We start from the raw sequence: 15073 nt of genomic DNA on the forward strand, positions 1-15073 counted from the left end.
AGCCTACGGTCGCATCCTTTGGCCGAATTGACCTGGAATGCGCCGGGCCGGTTCCGCTGCGACGGCCTGCCTCACCGGCTCGGCCCGAGGCCCGTGGGCAAATCCGCCCGGCACGAACCCGAGCAGTATGATCGCGGCGATGAAGCCGTATTGCAGGACCTCGAAGGTAAGCGGCGGAAGGCTTCCCGGAAGAACCGAGACAGCCAGTTTCGGAGCAAGAACGCCGAAACCCACCGTGGCTGGCCAGCCAATGTCACGCACACGCGCCAACACCATCCATATCATCGCAACAATGGTCGCGAAGCCCATCGCCACGAGCATGGAGATGTAGATCGTTCCGATGGCGGAGTTCTTTGCCTCCATGGCGAGCGCCTGAACCACCATGCCCGAGGCATGCTCTCGCACCGACTCCGGCTGTGGATGCATGCCTTGATCGGGAGTCTTCAACCCTTCGACAAAGGACCTCTGGCTCTGGGCGATATTGGCGCCGTTGGATGCGTAGACCTGATCCTGGATGCCCTCTTTTGTTCCAACCAGAAAATGCTCGATCGGGCCCTTGGCAAAATCGAATCCAACAAGGAAAAGCAGCAGGCAGAAATATAGTATCTGGCCGCAACTTCCCGATTGAAACAGCTTCATCATCTATTCAAAATCCCCAAGCAACCCTCAATATCTGCGGGTAGCATGATGGGCTTAAGCTGCGGTTAGACGGTTCGCTCCAAATTAAGCAAATGGCTGCGGTCAGAGATGCCCGGCCAAAGCCGCAACCATGTCCTTGTTGGTGGCGACTGGAATGATCTCGAACTCCACCAGATCATTCCATTCGATGGCCCAACGCTGCAGGAGCGTGACGTCGTCGGCTTCCACCAACAGGAAGCAGCGGCTCATATCTGCCGCGATCCAGCTGTGGTGGACGACAAGCTCATCCGGCTTCAGCCGGCCCCGGTCGCGGAAGCGACGGTAGATCTCCTTGCGGTCGCAGCCGTGAAAATCCTCGATCACGAAAAACAGCATGCTTTTCCCCCAGTTTGAGCGAACAGGAATTGAGGAACTGGAGAATTGAGTGGCTAGCGCAGCCATCCGTCCTAACTTCCTCAGTTCCTCACTTCCCCAGTTCCTCAATTCCGTTCCCGGCCGCTACCGCCCGGGCCGCTCCAGCCGGTCCAGGAACCACTGCGTCAGCCGCACCCAGACCTCGTCCTTCTCGCCCGAATCCTCCCAGCCGTGGTCGAGATTGGGATTGTCGTTGACCTCGATGACGAAGACGCCATCCTTGGTCTCCTTGAGGTCGACGCCATAGAGGCCGTCGCCGATGCAGCGCGCCGCCTTGACCGCCGTCTCGACGACATGATGCGGCGTCTCCTTCAGCGTGAAGGTCTTGATGCCGCCCTGGTCGGGCTTGCCATTGGCCTTGTGGTTGACGATCTGCCAGTGCTTCTTGGCCATCAGGTAGTGCACGGCAAACAGCGGCTGACCGCCGAGCACGCCGACACGCCAGTCATATTCGGTCGGGATGAATTTCTGCGCGATCAGGAGATCGGAATCCTCCAGCCATTCGGTGGCGAGCCGGGTCAGTTCCTCGAGGTTCCCGCATTTCTTGACGCCGCGCGAAAACGAGGAATCCGGGATCTTCAACACCAGCGGGAAGCCCAGCGTCTGCGCTGCCAGCTCCAGATCCGAGGTGCCGGCAATGATGACGGTCGGCGGCACCGGCACCTTGTTGTAGGTCATCAGCTCGTTCAGATAGACCTTGTTGGTGCAGCGGATCATCGACAGCGGATCGTCGATGACGGGCATGCCTTCCTGTTGCGCCCGGCGGGCGAAGCGGTAGGTGTGGTTGGAGATCGAGGTGGTCTCGCGGATGAACAGCGCGTCGTAGTTGGCGAGCTTGGCCAGATCCTTCCTGGTGATCGGCTCGATTTCGACGCCCATCTTCTCGGCGATCCGCGCCCAGTAGCGCAGCGAGGAAATCTCGGACGGCGGCAATTCCTCATGCGGATCGACCAGCGTAGCGAAGGTGTAGCGCGCCGGGGTGCGGCCCTTGGTGTCTCGCCATTCGCGGTTGGTGTAGGTCTCCAGGCACTGCAGGAAGAAGGCTTCCTCATCATCGGTCATGCGGGCCAGCGGCAGGAAGCCGATCTTGCGGATCGAGGCCCATTCGGCGCTGTCCTTGATGTGAACCTCCAGCGCCGGCGCGCGGAACCAGTCGAAGAGCAGCTTGGCGAAACGGTCCCACACCTTGGAGGGGCCGATGCCGAAGAAGATGGCGACCTTGGCAGGGAAAACGCCGCCGAGATCCTTGCGGCATTTGTTGAGCGCAAGCTCCAGTTCGGGCAGCGCATGCTCGTAGAGCTTGCGCTCCGACAGGTCGATCATGGTCTCGACCGTCGGGATCACCTTGTGGCCGCGCGAACCGGCGAGCAACGAGGCATAGTAGCCGCGGCTCTGGTAGCCGTAATTGTTCGACAGGTTGATGACCTTCGGCCGCTGGCCGCGAAACAGCGAAGGATGGGCAAGATAATCACGGTTGGTGATGATCTTGTGCGGCGTCGCCACCTGGTCGAGGTCGTTCTGCCTTCCGGTAAGGATGACCCAGGTCATTGTCTTCAGCGCTTCCCTAGAATGATGGCGGCACGCAATCCGTCACGGCCGAACTGCGCCATGTTCATGAAGATGCCGTAAGGCACGGGAATATTGGCCGCATCAAGGATCGTCTCCTGCCGCTCGTCCTCGACCCAGGGATCGTGGATCAGGATATGGTCGCCGTCGTCGCCGATCGCCAGCACCCAGTGCGGAACCTTCTTGCCGAACATCAGGAAGCCGCTGATCAGCACCAGCACCAGCTTTCCCCCGGCGATGGCGTTGCGAACATCGTCGAGGGCGAATGAACGGTAATTCACCGGAATGCCGTAAAGTTCCGCGCGGCGGCGGAAGTCGACCTGGGCAAGCTCCATCACCCGGCGCTTGTCCTCGCTGCGCACCGATTGCAGGAACAGCGCGCCATGGAAGGAGACGAAGATCTCCGCCGCGAGCCCGCTTTCATAGCCGGCCACCGCCAGTCCGAACGGCTCGCAACCGCCAGGCCCAGACATCATGAAGACAGTGGTCGCCTCGCGCCACAGGCGGATTTCCATCACCGGATCGGGCACGAAACCGTGGTCGAAATTGGCCATCGCCATCATCAGGCAGCATGGTCCGCAGGTGAACTCGCAGGTCTGCGGATAGAACGGCACCATGGTGGCGATCGGCACGTCGCCGCGCAGCGTCTTTTCGTAGCGTAGCGCGGTGGCGCCGTCCTCATAGTAGTCCGGCTCGCGGCCGATCTTGCGGTAGCCGGCCTGCTCGTAGACGCGGATGGCGCGATGATTGTCTTCGCGCACTTCGAGGCGCAGCATCATACGGTCGTGCTCGAAGGCCGCCTCCTCCGCTGCCGCCAGGAGTTGACGGCCGATGCCGAGCTGGCCGAAGAAGGGACCGACGGCGATGGAATAGAGACGGGCGACGCCGCTGCCCTTGCGAAACAGCACCACGGCATAGCCGGCGACGCGGCCATCGCTTTCGGCAACCAGCATTTCGGCGGTCTCGCGCTCGATCAGCTGGCGGAAGGAGCGGCGCGACATGCGGTCGCTTGAAAAGACGGCCTTCTCGATGGCGGCGAGGTCATCGACGTCGGACACGCGGGCCTTGCGGATCTCGGCAGGCATGCGGGCTTCAGAAAACCTCGATTGGATTGTGGAAACGGCCCCGGTCGAAACATCGGTATACCGGCGCAATCACCGGTATTCGTCAAGCGCTTTCGCACCTCGATTAGGGCCGAATTGTGACAGGCTGAATAGTGGTCCAATGCTGAAGGAGCGCTGTACTGGCGCGCTGTTTTCGGAATGGCGCCGATGTCAGAAAAACGCCGGTTTTCAACTGGCAAGGCCGGCCAGAAGCTGGCCGTAGGCACTCTTGGCGACGGCCGCCAGACGCTCGCGCGGCAGCGAGCCGACGACGGCGCAGCCATAGCCCTCGTCCAGCCAGTAGACAGCCTCGGGACCGTCAGCCTCGGCCGCGTAGGTGCCCTTGGACTTTCCGGCCGATTCGGCGGTCACGAACAGCGAGATGCGCTCGCCTTTGGCGTCCTCGTAGAGCAGCATCGCCGCCTTGCCCTGGCCGGCCGGCAGCAACCGGCCGCCAACGAGCTGGAAGCCTTCAGCCACGAGATCGGGAGCGACCAGCTTCAGGCCGACGCGGTTGGAGAGCCAGGTCTGCAGATGGTCCTTGTCGCTCGCCGGCACCTCGACCGCATGGCGGTTCTCGGCGGCATAGATGACGTGGGCGGCGATCGCCTGCTCGGCGAGCAGGTCCTCGCTTTCGCCTCCCCTGCCGATGCCATCAATGCCGGCGACATAGCCGGCGAGCCCGCCGATCACCAGCACCGCTGCTGCGGCGGCCGAAAGCCACCAGCGCGCGCGCCACGCTGTCGTCCTCGCCGGCGCCTCGCCGAACACGGCCTGCTTCAGCCGTGCCGGCACCGGTTCGTCGAGCACGCCGGCAAAGGCGGCGCGAAGGGCCGCCCGGTCGGCGACGAAGCGGGCGGCCCTTGCCTTCATTTCGGGATTGGCCTCGAGCCAGGCCTCATAGGCCATGCGCTCCTCGCCCGGCAGCTCGCCGTCAAGGGCCATGTGGATGTCGCGTTCGGAGAAATCGCGCCGGGTCATTTCTCGACGATCCTTATCGAGCGGCGGCGCGCCGTGTCATCCAGCAGGCCACGCAGTTCCTCGCGCCCGCGCGCGATGCGCGACATCAGCGTGCCGGCAGGCACGCCGAGGATATTGGCCGCCTCGGCATAGGAAAACCCTTCGATCGCCACCATGACCAGGGCTGCGCGGCGATCGGGGCTGATCGCCTGCAAGGCATCCATGATCTCGCGCGAGGCGATGCTCCCAACCTGATCGGCGGGAGCGGCCTGCGCCTCACCGGCCTCTAGCGGCAGCATCGCCGCCTCGCCGCGCCGGTTCACCTTGCGCATCTGGTCGATGAACAGATGATGCATGATCGTAAACAGCCACCTCCTGGGGCTTTCTCCCGTCTGCCAGTTGTCAAGCCTCACCAGCGCCCGCTCGAGGCAGTCCTGGACGAGGTCGTCGGCGGAATCGCGGTCGCGCAGCAGCGAGCGCGCGTAGCGGCGCAAACGCGGAATTTCGCCAAGGATCGCTGCCTTCTTTTCGTCCATGACCGCTGGTTTTCGAGGTCGTTTCCCATCCAGATTGAACGCGCCTTTCCGGCGCGGCGCAAGCAGCCAGCGCGAAGCGGTCCACCGCTCCGGTCACCCAAGCAATGGAATGAACGCTGGTGGGTGCGGATTTATTCCCGGCTAGCCGATCGTTTCTGCTTGTTCCGCCTTCTCATTCGCCGCGCGCGTCAACAGCCGCTGGTAGAAGAGGCCGATGCCGATCAGCACGGCGCCGAGGCCGATAAAGGACAGCGCCCTGAGCACGCCTTCCAGCTCCGACATGTCGAACAGGAAGACCTTCAGCACGGCGATCGCGATCAGCGCTGCGGATGCGACGCGCAGCACCTGCGATTTCAGCCACACTCCGGCGGTCAGTAGCGCGACGCCGATGGCCAGCCAGAGCGCTGAATAGGTGTAGGTCTCCACCTGGCCGAGCCCGCTCCACAACCCGATGAACTCGCCCTTGAACAGCCGCCTGACCGACAGTGTCGCGTAGGCGAAGGCGAGCAGCGAGGCGACCAGCGCCAGCATCTGCGCATACCAGCGGGGGCGCTTGTCGCGGACGTAGAGCGCCAGCGCGCCGGTGGCGACCGCCGGCAGGAGATAGGCGAGGAACAGGAGGTTGAACACCGGGATCGTCCCTGTCGATTCGTCGGTGAACAGCGGGTTCAGCACCACGAAATGCCGGACGGCGACGAAGGCGACGGAGAGCACGCCGACGGCCATCGAGCCGTAGCGCAGCACCGAGCTTGGCGAGCGCCTGTCGATGGCGACCAGGATGGCGCCGGCGCCAATGGCGATCAGCGTGTAGATCGCCTGTTCGGCGAGCGTGACCGTGCCGGTGTCCAGCACACCGCCATGCATGGCGTGGCGCACCAATATGGCGAGCGTGAGCAGCGCGAAGAGCGCTGCCCCCGCTTCCATCGCCAGGCGCGGCCGGCCGTTTGTGGTGCGGGCGAGCTGCCAGGCGGCGAAGCCGAAGGCCAGCGCCGGCACGCCGTAGCCCGGCAGCAGCCAGTTGAAGATAGGCGTCGTCGACAGCGATGCAGCGCCGACGATGGTCGGGTCGTAGGCGACGCGGCCAAGCGTGGCGACGACGGCGCCAACCGAAATCCAGCCGAGCACCGGATAGGACCGCCAGCGGGTCGCCAGCGCCGGTACGACGGCCGCGGCGCCGACAAGCACGGTGGTCCAGCCGGAGCCGAAGGGCATGTGCAGCATCAACAGGGCGGCGATCGCGGCGCCGCCGAGCGCGAAGGAGACGGCGACGTCTCCCTTGAGCGGCGGCTCCTCGGCGCGCGCGATCCATTCACCGCCGGCGGCGAAGGCCACGACCAGAAGAGCCGCGACCGCAGCGTAGAGGAAGTCGCGGTCGAGATTGCCGAATGTGAACCATAGCGCCGTAAGCACGACCAACGGCGCGATCACGCCCCAGGCCGCCCAGGACGCCGACCGGATGCGGGCGGTTGCCACCCATCGACGCGCGGCCCAGAAGCCGGCGGCGATGAACAGCAGGCCGAGCCCGACGCCGATGTTGCGCGTCAACTGATCGGACACCACCACCGGCTGGCCGTCAACGCCGAGGCTGCCGCCGATGAACTCGGAACCGATCGAGGTCGGCGGGATGATGCCGAGATAGATCATCGCCGTCACCAGGCCGGCGGCATGGAGAAGCGGCAGCGCGCGCGGTTGATAGAGTGCCACCGCCAGCATAGCGGCAAGGAGCGCGGCGCCCGCCAGGGCATCGCCGGCAACTATGAAGGCCGGGTCGACCGAAAGCCCGAGCGCCGAAAGCCCGACGAAAATAGCGGGCGCGATCGACGGCCAGTCGAAACCGCCGGAGGATTCGGCTTCGGCACCGCGGGCGCCCAGCCAGACGAACGCGAGCACCGCCAGCGTCGCGGCATTGATGAACAGGATGGCCGACAGGTTCGCAGCGGGCGTGTTGGCCATGTAGAGGATGGTCCAGAGGCCGGTGCCGACGAAGGCCGCCGCGGCGAGCGCCTTCCAGTCGCGCAGGCGGGCAATCGCCGCGGTGGCGGCAAGCACGATCGCCAGATAGACGAACAGCGCCCAGGGATTGGGCGCCTGAGAGGAGACGAGCGCCGGCGTCGCCATGGCGCCGATCAGGCCGATGCCGGCCAGCGCCAGGCCATGGACCAGCGATGCGGAGATAGTGGCGACGCCGATGGCGCCGAGAAGCGTGAAGGCCAGCGCCGGACCGATGAAGCCGTAAATGCCATGCGCGGCATAGATGGTGCCGAACAGGATGAAGGCGCCGGCCGCCGTCAGGATCGCCGGGATATAAGCGCCGGCGGCACCCTGCACTGGCACCTTGAAGCCGGTGCGGCGGATGAATTCGCCACCGCCGACTAGCACCAGGCCGAGAATGCCGGCCATGGTGAGGCGCACGCCGGGGCCGAAAATGCCGGCTTCGATGGTATAGCGGATCAGGAACAGGCCGCCGAGCGCCAGCGCGATGCCGCCGACCCAGACCGCCCAGCGGGTGCCGAGCGCGGTCTCGACGTCGGTCTGCCGCGCGGCCTTCGCCGGTTGTGCGGCCTCGGCGGGGCCTGCCGCAGGTTCCGCCGCTGTCGGCGCCTCGTCCTTGGCCCAGGGTCCGGAAACGACCTCGCCCACTGCAGCGGCGGGCTGCGCCGCCGGCGCTTCGGCGGGCACATCATCCGCCACAGGAGGAGACGCGACTTCGGCCGTGACCGCCTCGGCCGGCTTGCCGTCGGCTTGCGGCTGTTCGGCCAGCCTGGCGGCCGGCGGCACGGCGCCCGACAGCACAAGGCTGCGCAGTGCGCCAAGCTCGCGCTCGATCAGGCCGATGCGGCTCTGCTGGCGCGAGATGATGACGAAAAGGGCGATGATGGCGGCAAGGCCGATCAGGCTTTCAAACATGGCGGTTCCCCCAAACCAGGCCGGTTGTCACTGACAATTGCGGCGGCCAGACGGCCGGTTCCTCCAGGCAAACGCGCCGCCGGATCGGCGACAGCAAAGATCGAGCATGTTTCAGGACCAAATGCCAGCAGGTTGCTGCCTTTATCCAATGCCGCGGTGTCAAGGCGGCCAGGAATAAGCCTGCAAAGCGAGCTTGCGTGGCACGTGCCGCAAGTACTCATGCTAGTGTCGGCCAGACTTGATGAGGATGACCAATGCCGCAACGAAGCGCGGGCCTGCTGATCTACAGGCGCACCGGCGGGGTTTTCGAATTTCTGCTTGTCCATCCCGGCGGACCGTTCTGGGCAAGAAAGGATGAAGGGGCGTGGTCGATCCCGAAGGGGCTGGTCGACGAGAGCGAGGATGAACTCGCAGCCGCGCGACGTGAGGCCGTGGAGGAACTCGGCATCGCGATCGATGGACATTTCGAGCCGGTCGGCAGCTATCGGCAGCCGGGCGGCAAGATCGTGACGGCATGGAGCGTGGAATCGGACGTCGATGCGGACGCCGTCAGAAGCAACAAGTTCACCATGGAGTGGCCGCCGAAGTCGGGCTCCCTGAAAGAATTCCCCGAAGTGGACAAGGCCGGGTGGTTTTCGTTGCCGGAGGCCGGGCTCAAGATCCTGAAAGGCCAGCGCGCCATGCTCGACGATTTCATGCAGCGGCAAAACGCCGGCTAGGCGCAAGCGCTACTCTCCGGCGATCGCCTTGCCGGCCGCATGATGCCGTCTGAGCGCGGTGAGGAAACCGGCGCGGGCGTCGGGCGGATCGAGGCCGCGCGGCTCGTAGACATGGCGGGTGAAGAAGAAGCCGGTCAGCCGGAAGGCGTCCTCCAGCGCCGCCTGGTCGGCGCGGGGGCCCGAGCGCTGCAGGAAGGCCGGCAGCGCCAGCATCTTGTCGTGCCAGGGGGCACCCGCCGCGCGGGAGACGGCGCGGCCGGATTTCGGCGAGACATAGGCGAGGTCCTGCCTGGAGCCGGTCGCCGCGCACTGGCTGAGGTCGAGGCCGAAGCCGAGCTCGTCGAGGATCAGCAGCTCGAAGCGCGCCACCAGCTCGCCCGCCGCGTCGGCATCGTCGAGATGGGCGATCATGACGGCAAGCGTCTCGTAAAGCGCGCCGTGGGCGTCGCGCTCGGGCAGCAGGCGCAGATGCGCCGCCATGGTCTGCAGGCCGTAGACGGCGATGGCGCTGTCCATCAGGCGAGCGGCGTTCATCTCGATCGCCTCGGCCTGGAAGGTGCCGAGATGCTCGTCGAGGCGGGCCCGCCACAGGAGATCGACGCGATTGCCCGGCTGCAGCACCGGCTGCTGCTTGCGCGAGCGGCCGCCGCGCACGAGGCCGAGATGGCGGCCATGGGCGCGCGTCATTACCTCGAGGATGGCGCTGGTTTCGCCATGCCTACGGGTGCCGAGAATGATTCCCTCGTCGCGCCATTCCATGCGGGGGAGCATTTCACCGATCGGCCGACGAAATCAAGGTTGGGCCGGGCGTGGCGCCGGGACTGTTGCCAATCGTAAATATCGGAAATTTCTCAGAAACCGATCGGGATTTTCCCCCGCGCCGGCGCCAAATGCGGGCATGTCGATCGGCGCGGCCGGTCCCAATCCTGTGGTCGACCCATCGGGCAAGCCGACCTCTCATTGCCAATCCGCCCGATGAGAGGACCTGCCGTGACTTCCTTCCCGAGCCTGGTGCGGGGGCATCAGCTGACCGCCTTCTTTTCGCTGGCGCTCGGCCTGACCTGGCTGACGTTCATCCCCTTCTGGCTCTCCGGCGGCGAGAGCATTCCCTGGTTCACCTTCGGCCCGATGGTCGCCGGGTTCATCGTCGCCGCGCTTGCCGGCGGCTGGGCTTCGGTCAAGCCCGTCCTCGCCTCCATGGTGAAGTGGCGGGTTCGCACCTTCTGGTATCTGGTCGCGTTCGGACTGCCGTTTGGCGCGCAGCTCGTCTCGATCCTGATCAATCAGCTGTTCGGCGCCGCAGCCCCTGCCTGGGGCAATATTCCGGCCTTCTCCGAGATGCTGCCGATCATCGGCCTCTATGCGATCTTCAGCGGCCCGCTCGGCGAGGAGCCCGGCTGGCGCGGCGTTGCCACGCCACGTCTGCTCGCCGGCCATTCCGCTCTTGCCGGCAGCCTGATCCTCGGCGTGATCTGGGCCATCTGGCACTTCCCGCTCGGCCTGGTCGGCGACCTCAGCCTCTACGGCACGATCAACGTCGTGCTGGCCGGGATCGTCTTCACCTGGCTTTACCAGAACACCGGCAGCGTGCTTCTCGCCTTCCTGATGCATGTCACGCACCAGAACAGCGTGCGCTTCCTCGGCAAGGTGTTCGTTGATGGCGACTATGTGCAGCAGCAGTGGATCGGCGTGGCGATCTGGGCGGTCATCGCGGTGGCGATCGTCGCCTATTACGGCACCGAAAGCTTCGTGCGCCGACCCCAGGCACAGCTTTCCGTCGCCGCTGCCTGAGGCAGATAAGCAAACAAGCGCGGCGCCCCTCCCCGGGGTGCCGCGTTTTGCTTCAGTGCGGAAACTCCAGTCCCATCTCTCGGTAGCGCTCGGGGTCGTCGCCCCAGTTCTCGCGCACCTTGACGAACAGGAAGAGGTGCACCTTCTGCTCGAGTATGGCTGCGATCTCCATGCGCGCCGCCTGGCCGATGGCGCGGATGGTCTCGCCCTTGTGGCCGAGCACGATCTTCTTCTGGCTGTCGCGCTCGACATAGATGACCTGCTCGATGCGCACCGAGCCGTCCTTCTTCTCCTCCCATTTCTCGGTCTCGATGTGGGAGGAATAGGGCAGTTCCTGGTGCAGTCGCAGGTAAAGCTTCTCGCGGGTGATCTCGGCCGCGAGCTGGCGCATCGGCAGGTCGGAGATCTGGTCTTCCGGATAGTACCAGGGGCCAGCCGGCAAGGTTTCCGCGAGATAGTCCAGCAAGTCCTTGCAGCCGGAGCCGGTCAACGCGGAAACCATGAAAGTTCGCTTGAACGGCACGCGCTCATTCGCCGTCGCCGCAAGTGCCAAAAGCGTCTCCGGCTTGACACGGTCGACCTTGTTGAGGACCAAAAGCATCGGCTGCCGCACGTCCTTCAGCCGGTCGAGGATGGCGTCCGCGTCGCCCCTGATGCCGCGCTCGGCGTCGATCAAAAGCACGACGATATCGGCGTCCTTGGCACCGCCCCAGGCGGTCGTCACCATCGCCGTGTCAAGCCGTCGCTTCGGCTTGAAGATGCCGGGCGTGTCGACGAAGACGATTTGGGCGTTCGCATGCGTGGCGATGCCGCGCACGATGGCGCGGGTGGTCTGCACCTTATGGGTGACGATCGACACCTTGGCGCCGACCAGTTGGTTGACCAGCGTCGACTTGCCGGCATTGGGGGCGCCGATCAGTGCAACGAAGCCGGAGTGCGTCGCGGGGGCCTCGCCCGCCGGGGCCGCGTGTTCGCTCATGCCGCGCTTCCTTCATTCAGCCAGACACCCTCGCGCAGCAGCAGCGCCGCAGCCGCCGCCTGCTCGGCCTCGCGCTTGGAGCGGCCGCTGCCGATGGCCGGAGCGAACTGGCCGACCTTGACGCTGACGGTGAACAGCGGATCGTGGTCCGGCCCCTCGCGGCCGTCGATGCGATAGGCCGGCGCGGCGCCCGCTGCTGCCTGGTGCGCCCATTCCTGCAACTCGGTCTTGGCGTCGCGACGGGCAGCGCCGATGGCCTGCGAGCGCGGCTGCCAGTAGCGGTGGATGAAGGCGCGGGCCGCATCCAGGCCGCCGTCGAGATAGAGCACGGCGATCAGCGATTCCAGCGCGTCGGCGCGCAGGTTGACGCGCTTGCGTCCATCGAGACCGCGCACGTCCGAGCCGGCGCGGATCAGGTCCGGCAGGCCGATCTCCTCGGCGATCTCGGACAGCGCCTCTGCATTGACCAGGGCGTTCAGCCGCAGCGACAGCTCGCCCTCGGCCGCATTCGGGAATGCCGCGAGCAGCATGTCGGCCACGACGAGGCCAAGCACGCGGTCGCCGAGGAATTCGAAGCGCTCATAGTCGACGCCGGCATGGCTCGAACGGGCGCTGGCATGGGTCAGCGCCCGCTGCAGCCGCTGGCGGTCGGCAAAGGCATGGCCGGTGCGCTGCATGAGCGCTTCGGCGAGCGCGTCGGCAGTGAGCCGCTTGGTTGACGCCATCACCTAGCTGACGAAATGGAACATGCGCGCGGCGCGCATCAGCGACGGCCATTTCCAGATCTCTAGCGGGCTGGCGCCGCCGGCGATCGAGAAGAAGACGATGTTGGCTCGGCCAACAAGGTTCTCGGCCGGCACGAAGCCGACGGTGAAGCGGCTGTCGGAGGAATTGTCGCGGTTGTCGCCCATCATGAAATAGTGGCCGGGCGGCACGTCGAACTCGCGCGTGTTGTCGCCGATCGAATTCGGATTGATGTCGAGCGTGTCATAGCTGACCCCGTTGGGCAGGGTCTCGCGATAGACATCGATCGGCTGAGGCTCTTCGGTGATGTCCGGATTGTCGATCTGGCCAGTCTTCACGCGCGGCACGCCGACACCGTTGATGAAGACCTGGCCGTCCTTGACCTGGATCTTGTCGCCGGGCAGGCCGACGACGCGCTTGATGTAGTCGATGGACGGGTCCGGCGGGAACTTGAACACCACCACGTCGCCGCGCTTCGGCTCGGAACTCCAGACGCGGCCGGAAAAGATGTCGGGACCGAAAGGCAGCGAATAGCGCGAATAGCCATAGGACCATTTGGTGACGAAGAGATAGTCGCCTTCGAGCAAGGTCGGGCGCATGGATCCGGATGGGATCGAGAAGGGCTGGAACAGGAAGGTGCGGATGACCAGCGCGAGCAGCAGCGCCTGAATGATGACGCTGACGGTTTCGCCAAGCCCGCCGGATTTCTTCTCGGATTTTTCAGCCACGCTCATGTCGTCCTCGATTGTGCGTTGGTTGGTATAGAGTCTCGGCGCGCGCTGGGCAACGTCAGCCGGAGGTCAGAAGCAATCAATGTGGCGCTTCTTCGGCGGGCAACGCCTCGATGATCACAAAGGCTTGAGCGAGCGGGAAATCGTCGGTGATGGTGAGATGGATCGCCGCCCTATGTCCCTTCGGCAGAATCTTGTCCAACTGCGCCGCCGCCCCGCCGGTCAAGGCCATGGTCGGCTTGCCGCCGGGCAGGTTGACGACGCCCATGTCGCGCCAGAAGACGCCATGCGCCATGCCGGTGCCCAGCGCCTTGGCGCAGGCCTCCTTGGCGGCGAAGCGCTTGGCATAGGAGGCCGCGCGGGCGGCCCGGTTCTCCGACCGGGCTTGCTCGACCTCGGTGTAGATACGCTGGATGAAGCGCTGGCCGTGCCGCTCCAACGACTTCTCGATGCGTCTGATGTCGATCAGGTCGCTGCCGATGCCGATGATCATTCCGCGGGGACTTCCCGTCCGCCATGTCCATGTTGCGTGGCCTTGCGCGCCCTCTCGGCCATGCGCTTCTTGCGTCGCTCGCGAAAGACGGTCATGCCCCATCGGGTGATGCCGTAGAAGAACAGGCCGAAGACGAGGCCGAGCGGTACCGCGCCGATCAGCATCGGCTCCAGCACCGGATGCCACAATTTCGCGAACGAAAGCGTGTGCATCATTTCCCCAAGGTGCTCAGGCGGCCCATGCTTGGGCAGTCGCTCATGCAGGATGAGCTTGCCGGTTTCCCAGGATGCGCCCCAGAGCAGCGGAAAGGTCAAAGGATTGCCGAAGAACACCGCGCCGAGCGCCGCCGCCACCAGATTGCCGGCAATCACCCAGCACAACACCGCTGCGATGACGAAGTGGAAGCCGAGCGGGAAAAACGAGGCGAAAACGCCGGCCGCGACGCCGGCGGCGACGGCATGCGGAGTGGCCTTCAGCCTCAGGATGCGCTTCGAGAAATACTGCACCGAGCGTGAGAACGAGCGGCGCGGCCAAAGATAGGTACGCACCCGCTCGAAAAGGCCGTCAGGCTTGCGGCGTCGAAAAAGCACTCTGTTCCGGTTCCTAGTACCCAACACCAGCTGTTCCGGCGACCTGAGCCGGCAGGCGATAGCCATATCTTGCGCTTCGAGGCCGCCCGAAGGCAACAGCGACTTTGATATAGCGACACGCCGGCCGAAGGACAACGTCCGGGCCAGCGTCTCGCCGCCCGAGCATATTAGAAACACGGCGGATTTGTGGAGACGGCGCCTTTATCCCGCCAACTCAAGCCCTTCAGCGCGGCGCCGCGGTCAGCGGGCGTCGCTGCCGAGGAGATTCAGGCAACGCGCTCAAGCGCTTGTTTTCACGCATGGCGGCATCAGATGTTGCGGCTGCCGGGCTTGACGGCCGGGATGGCGGCCAGTTCGGGCGGCAAGCGATCGGCCGGATAGGCCGGAACCTCGTATTCGGCGAGCGCGACCAGTGGCACGCCGACATCGGTCTTGCCGGCCGAACGGTCGATGATGCAGGCGGCCGCCGCCACCTCGGCGCCGAGCTCGCGCAGGCACTCGATGGTCTCGCGGATGGAGAGACCGGTGGTCACGATGTCCTCGACGATGACGACACGCGAGCCCTTGGCGATCTCGAAGCGGCGCAGCCTGAACTCGCCCCCTTCCCGTTCGACCCAGATCGCCGGGGCGCCGAGATGACGCGAGGTTTCGTAAGCCGGGATCAGGCCACCGATCGCCGGGCCGACGACATAGTCGATCCGGCCGGGCACCGCCTTGCGGATCTTCTCGGCCAGCGCCTTGCACAACCGCTCGGTCTTGTCGGCATGCATGAAGACCCTCGCCTTCTGCAGGAAGACCGGACTGCGCAAGCCCGACGTCAGGATGAAATGGCCCTCCAGAACTGCGCCGGCCTCGCGGAAGATGCCCAGCACTTCGTCGGTGTTCATAGTTGCTCCATGCC

General features: G+C 65.2%; 16 protein-coding genes. 2 read left to right on the forward strand and 14 right to left on the reverse strand.

What is annotated here, in order from left to right:
* Positions 1 to 3: 3 nt before the first annotated feature.
* The 7 genes from EJ073_RS10750 to EJ073_RS10780 form a co-directional block, all read right to left on the reverse strand.
* Complete coding sequence (locus EJ073_RS10750) at positions 4 to 642, reverse strand: hypothetical protein (protein WP_126055705.1); 639 nt, start codon at positions 640 to 642, stop codon at positions 4 to 6.
* Positions 643 to 741: 99 nt separating this feature from the next.
* Positions 742 to 1080 carry a DUF3303 family protein gene (locus tag EJ073_RS10755; protein WP_245455535.1) on the reverse strand — a complete coding sequence of 113 codons (339 nt, stop codon included), beginning with the start codon at positions 1078 to 1080 and terminating at the stop codon, positions 742 to 744.
* 57 nt (positions 1081 to 1137) lie between these two features.
* The gene (locus EJ073_RS10760) at positions 1138 to 2601 is read right to left on the reverse strand and encodes a RimK family protein (protein ID WP_126055706.1); all 1464 of its coding nucleotides are present in this window, start codon (positions 2599 to 2601) and stop codon (positions 1138 to 1140) included.
* Between the two features lie 5 nt (positions 2602 to 2606).
* Complete coding sequence (locus tag EJ073_RS10765) at positions 2607 to 3704, reverse strand: peptidase C39 family protein (RefSeq protein WP_126055707.1); 1098 nt, start codon at positions 3702 to 3704, stop codon at positions 2607 to 2609.
* Positions 3705 to 3911: 207 nt separating this feature from the next.
* Positions 3912 to 4703: an anti-sigma factor gene (locus EJ073_RS10770; RefSeq protein WP_126055708.1), complete on the reverse strand. Its 792-nt coding sequence runs from the start codon at positions 4701 to 4703 to the stop codon at positions 3912 to 3914.
* On the reverse strand, positions 4700 to 5218 hold the full coding sequence (locus EJ073_RS10775) for a sigma-70 family RNA polymerase sigma factor (RefSeq protein ID WP_126055709.1): 519 nt from the start codon (positions 5216 to 5218) through the stop codon (positions 4700 to 4702). The genes EJ073_RS10770 and EJ073_RS10775 overlap by 4 nt, the downstream gene beginning before the upstream one ends.
* A gap of 141 nt (positions 5219 to 5359) precedes the next feature.
* Positions 5360 to 8125 (reverse strand): DUF2339 domain-containing protein, encoded by a 2766-nt coding sequence (locus EJ073_RS10780; RefSeq protein ID WP_126055710.1) that lies wholly within the window; start codon positions 8123 to 8125, stop codon positions 5360 to 5362.
* 254 nt (positions 8126 to 8379) lie between these two features.
* Between EJ073_RS10780 and EJ073_RS10785 the strand changes: the two genes are divergently transcribed.
* Entirely contained in the window at positions 8380 to 8844 is a 465-nt protein-coding gene (locus tag EJ073_RS10785) for an NUDIX domain-containing protein (protein ID WP_126055711.1), read from the forward strand.
* A 9-nt stretch (positions 8845 to 8853) separates the two neighbouring features.
* Here the strand turns inward: EJ073_RS10785 and recO are convergent, their stop codons facing one another.
* Positions 8854 to 9603 carry a DNA repair protein RecO gene (gene recO, locus EJ073_RS10790; RefSeq protein WP_126059164.1) on the reverse strand — a complete coding sequence of 250 codons (750 nt, stop codon included), beginning with the start codon at positions 9601 to 9603 and terminating at the stop codon, positions 8854 to 8856.
* A 231-nt stretch (positions 9604 to 9834) separates the two neighbouring features.
* On the opposite strand from recO, the gene EJ073_RS10795 reads away from it, so the two are divergent.
* Positions 9835 to 10635 (forward strand): type II CAAX endopeptidase family protein, encoded by an 801-nt coding sequence (locus EJ073_RS10795; protein ID WP_126055712.1) that lies wholly within the window; start codon positions 9835 to 9837, stop codon positions 10633 to 10635.
* Positions 10636 to 10687: 52 nt separating this feature from the next.
* Here EJ073_RS10795 and era read toward each other — a convergent pair whose 3' ends face one another.
* The 6 genes from era to pyrE all read right to left on the reverse strand — a co-directional run bounded on the left by era (position 10688) and on the right by pyrE (position 15059).
* Positions 10688 to 11614, reverse strand: a complete 927-nt coding sequence (gene era / locus EJ073_RS10800; protein ID WP_126055713.1) for a GTPase Era — start codon at positions 11612 to 11614, stop codon at positions 10688 to 10690.
* Entirely contained in the window at positions 11611 to 12339 is a 729-nt protein-coding gene (rnc, locus tag EJ073_RS10805; RefSeq protein WP_126055714.1) for a ribonuclease III, read from the reverse strand. The genes era and rnc overlap by 4 nt, the downstream gene beginning before the upstream one ends.
* A 3-nt stretch (positions 12340 to 12342) precedes the next feature.
* Entirely contained in the window at positions 12343 to 13092 is a 750-nt protein-coding gene (gene lepB, locus EJ073_RS10810; protein ID WP_126055715.1) for a signal peptidase I, read from the reverse strand.
* A 76-nt stretch (positions 13093 to 13168) separates the two neighbouring features.
* Positions 13169 to 13582 carry a holo-ACP synthase gene (gene acpS / locus EJ073_RS10815; RefSeq protein ID WP_126055716.1) on the reverse strand — a complete coding sequence of 138 codons (414 nt, stop codon included), beginning with the start codon at positions 13580 to 13582 and terminating at the stop codon, positions 13169 to 13171.
* Positions 13579 to 14172, reverse strand: a complete 594-nt coding sequence (locus tag EJ073_RS10820; protein ID WP_126055717.1) for a DUF2062 domain-containing protein — start codon at positions 14170 to 14172, stop codon at positions 13579 to 13581. The genes acpS and EJ073_RS10820 overlap by 4 nt, the downstream gene beginning before the upstream one ends.
* Positions 14173 to 14480: 308 nt before the next feature.
* Positions 14481 to 15059: an orotate phosphoribosyltransferase gene (gene pyrE / locus EJ073_RS10825; RefSeq protein WP_126055718.1), complete on the reverse strand. Its 579-nt coding sequence runs from the start codon at positions 15057 to 15059 to the stop codon at positions 14481 to 14483.
* Positions 15060 to 15073 lie beyond the last annotated feature (14 nt).

Source organism: Mesorhizobium sp. M4B.F.Ca.ET.058.02.1.1, assembly GCF_003952505.1.
In the GTDB taxonomy this organism is placed as follows: domain Bacteria; phylum Pseudomonadota; class Alphaproteobacteria; order Rhizobiales; family Rhizobiaceae; genus Mesorhizobium.

What these genes read in the sequence shown, in the direction of transcription:
- EJ073_RS10750 (WP_126055705.1), bottom strand. Translation starts at nt 642, where the DNA reads ATGATGAAGCTGTTTCAATCGGGAAGTTGCGGCCAGATACTATATTTC.
- EJ073_RS10755 (WP_245455535.1), bottom strand. Translation starts at nt 1,080, where the DNA reads ATGGCTGCGCTAGCCACTCAATTCTCCAGTTCCTCAATTCCTGTTCGC.
- EJ073_RS10760 (WP_126055706.1), bottom strand. Translation starts at nt 2,601, where the DNA reads ATGACCTGGGTCATCCTTACCGGAAGGCAGAACGACCTCGACCAGGTG.
- EJ073_RS10765 (WP_126055707.1), bottom strand. Translation starts at nt 3,704, where the DNA reads ATGCCTGCCGAGATCCGCAAGGCCCGCGTGTCCGACGTCGATGACCTC.
- EJ073_RS10770 (WP_126055708.1), bottom strand. Translation starts at nt 4,703, where the DNA reads ATGACCCGGCGCGATTTCTCCGAACGCGACATCCACATGGCCCTTGAC.
- EJ073_RS10775 (WP_126055709.1), bottom strand. Translation starts at nt 5,218, where the DNA reads ATGGACGAAAAGAAGGCAGCGATCCTTGGCGAAATTCCGCGTTTGCGC.
- EJ073_RS10780 (WP_126055710.1), bottom strand. Translation starts at nt 8,125, where the DNA reads ATGTTTGAAAGCCTGATCGGCCTTGCCGCCATCATCGCCCTTTTCGTC.
- EJ073_RS10785 (WP_126055711.1), top strand. Translation starts at nt 8,380, where the DNA reads ATGCCGCAACGAAGCGCGGGCCTGCTGATCTACAGGCGCACCGGCGGG.
- recO (WP_126059164.1), bottom strand. Translation starts at nt 9,603, where the DNA reads ATGGAATGGCGCGACGAGGGAATCATTCTCGGCACCCGTAGGCATGGC.
- era (WP_126055713.1), bottom strand. Translation starts at nt 11,614, where the DNA reads ATGAGCGAACACGCGGCCCCGGCGGGCGAGGCCCCCGCGACGCACTCC.
- rnc (WP_126055714.1), bottom strand. Translation starts at nt 12,339, where the DNA reads ATGGCGTCAACCAAGCGGCTCACTGCCGACGCGCTCGCCGAAGCGCTC.
- lepB (WP_126055715.1), bottom strand. Translation starts at nt 13,092, where the DNA reads ATGAGCGTGGCTGAAAAATCCGAGAAGAAATCCGGCGGGCTTGGCGAA.
- acpS (WP_126055716.1), bottom strand. Translation starts at nt 13,582, where the DNA reads ATGATCATCGGCATCGGCAGCGACCTGATCGACATCAGACGCATCGAG.
- pyrE (WP_126055718.1), bottom strand. Translation starts at nt 15,059, where the DNA reads ATGAACACCGACGAAGTGCTGGGCATCTTCCGCGAGGCCGGCGCAGTT.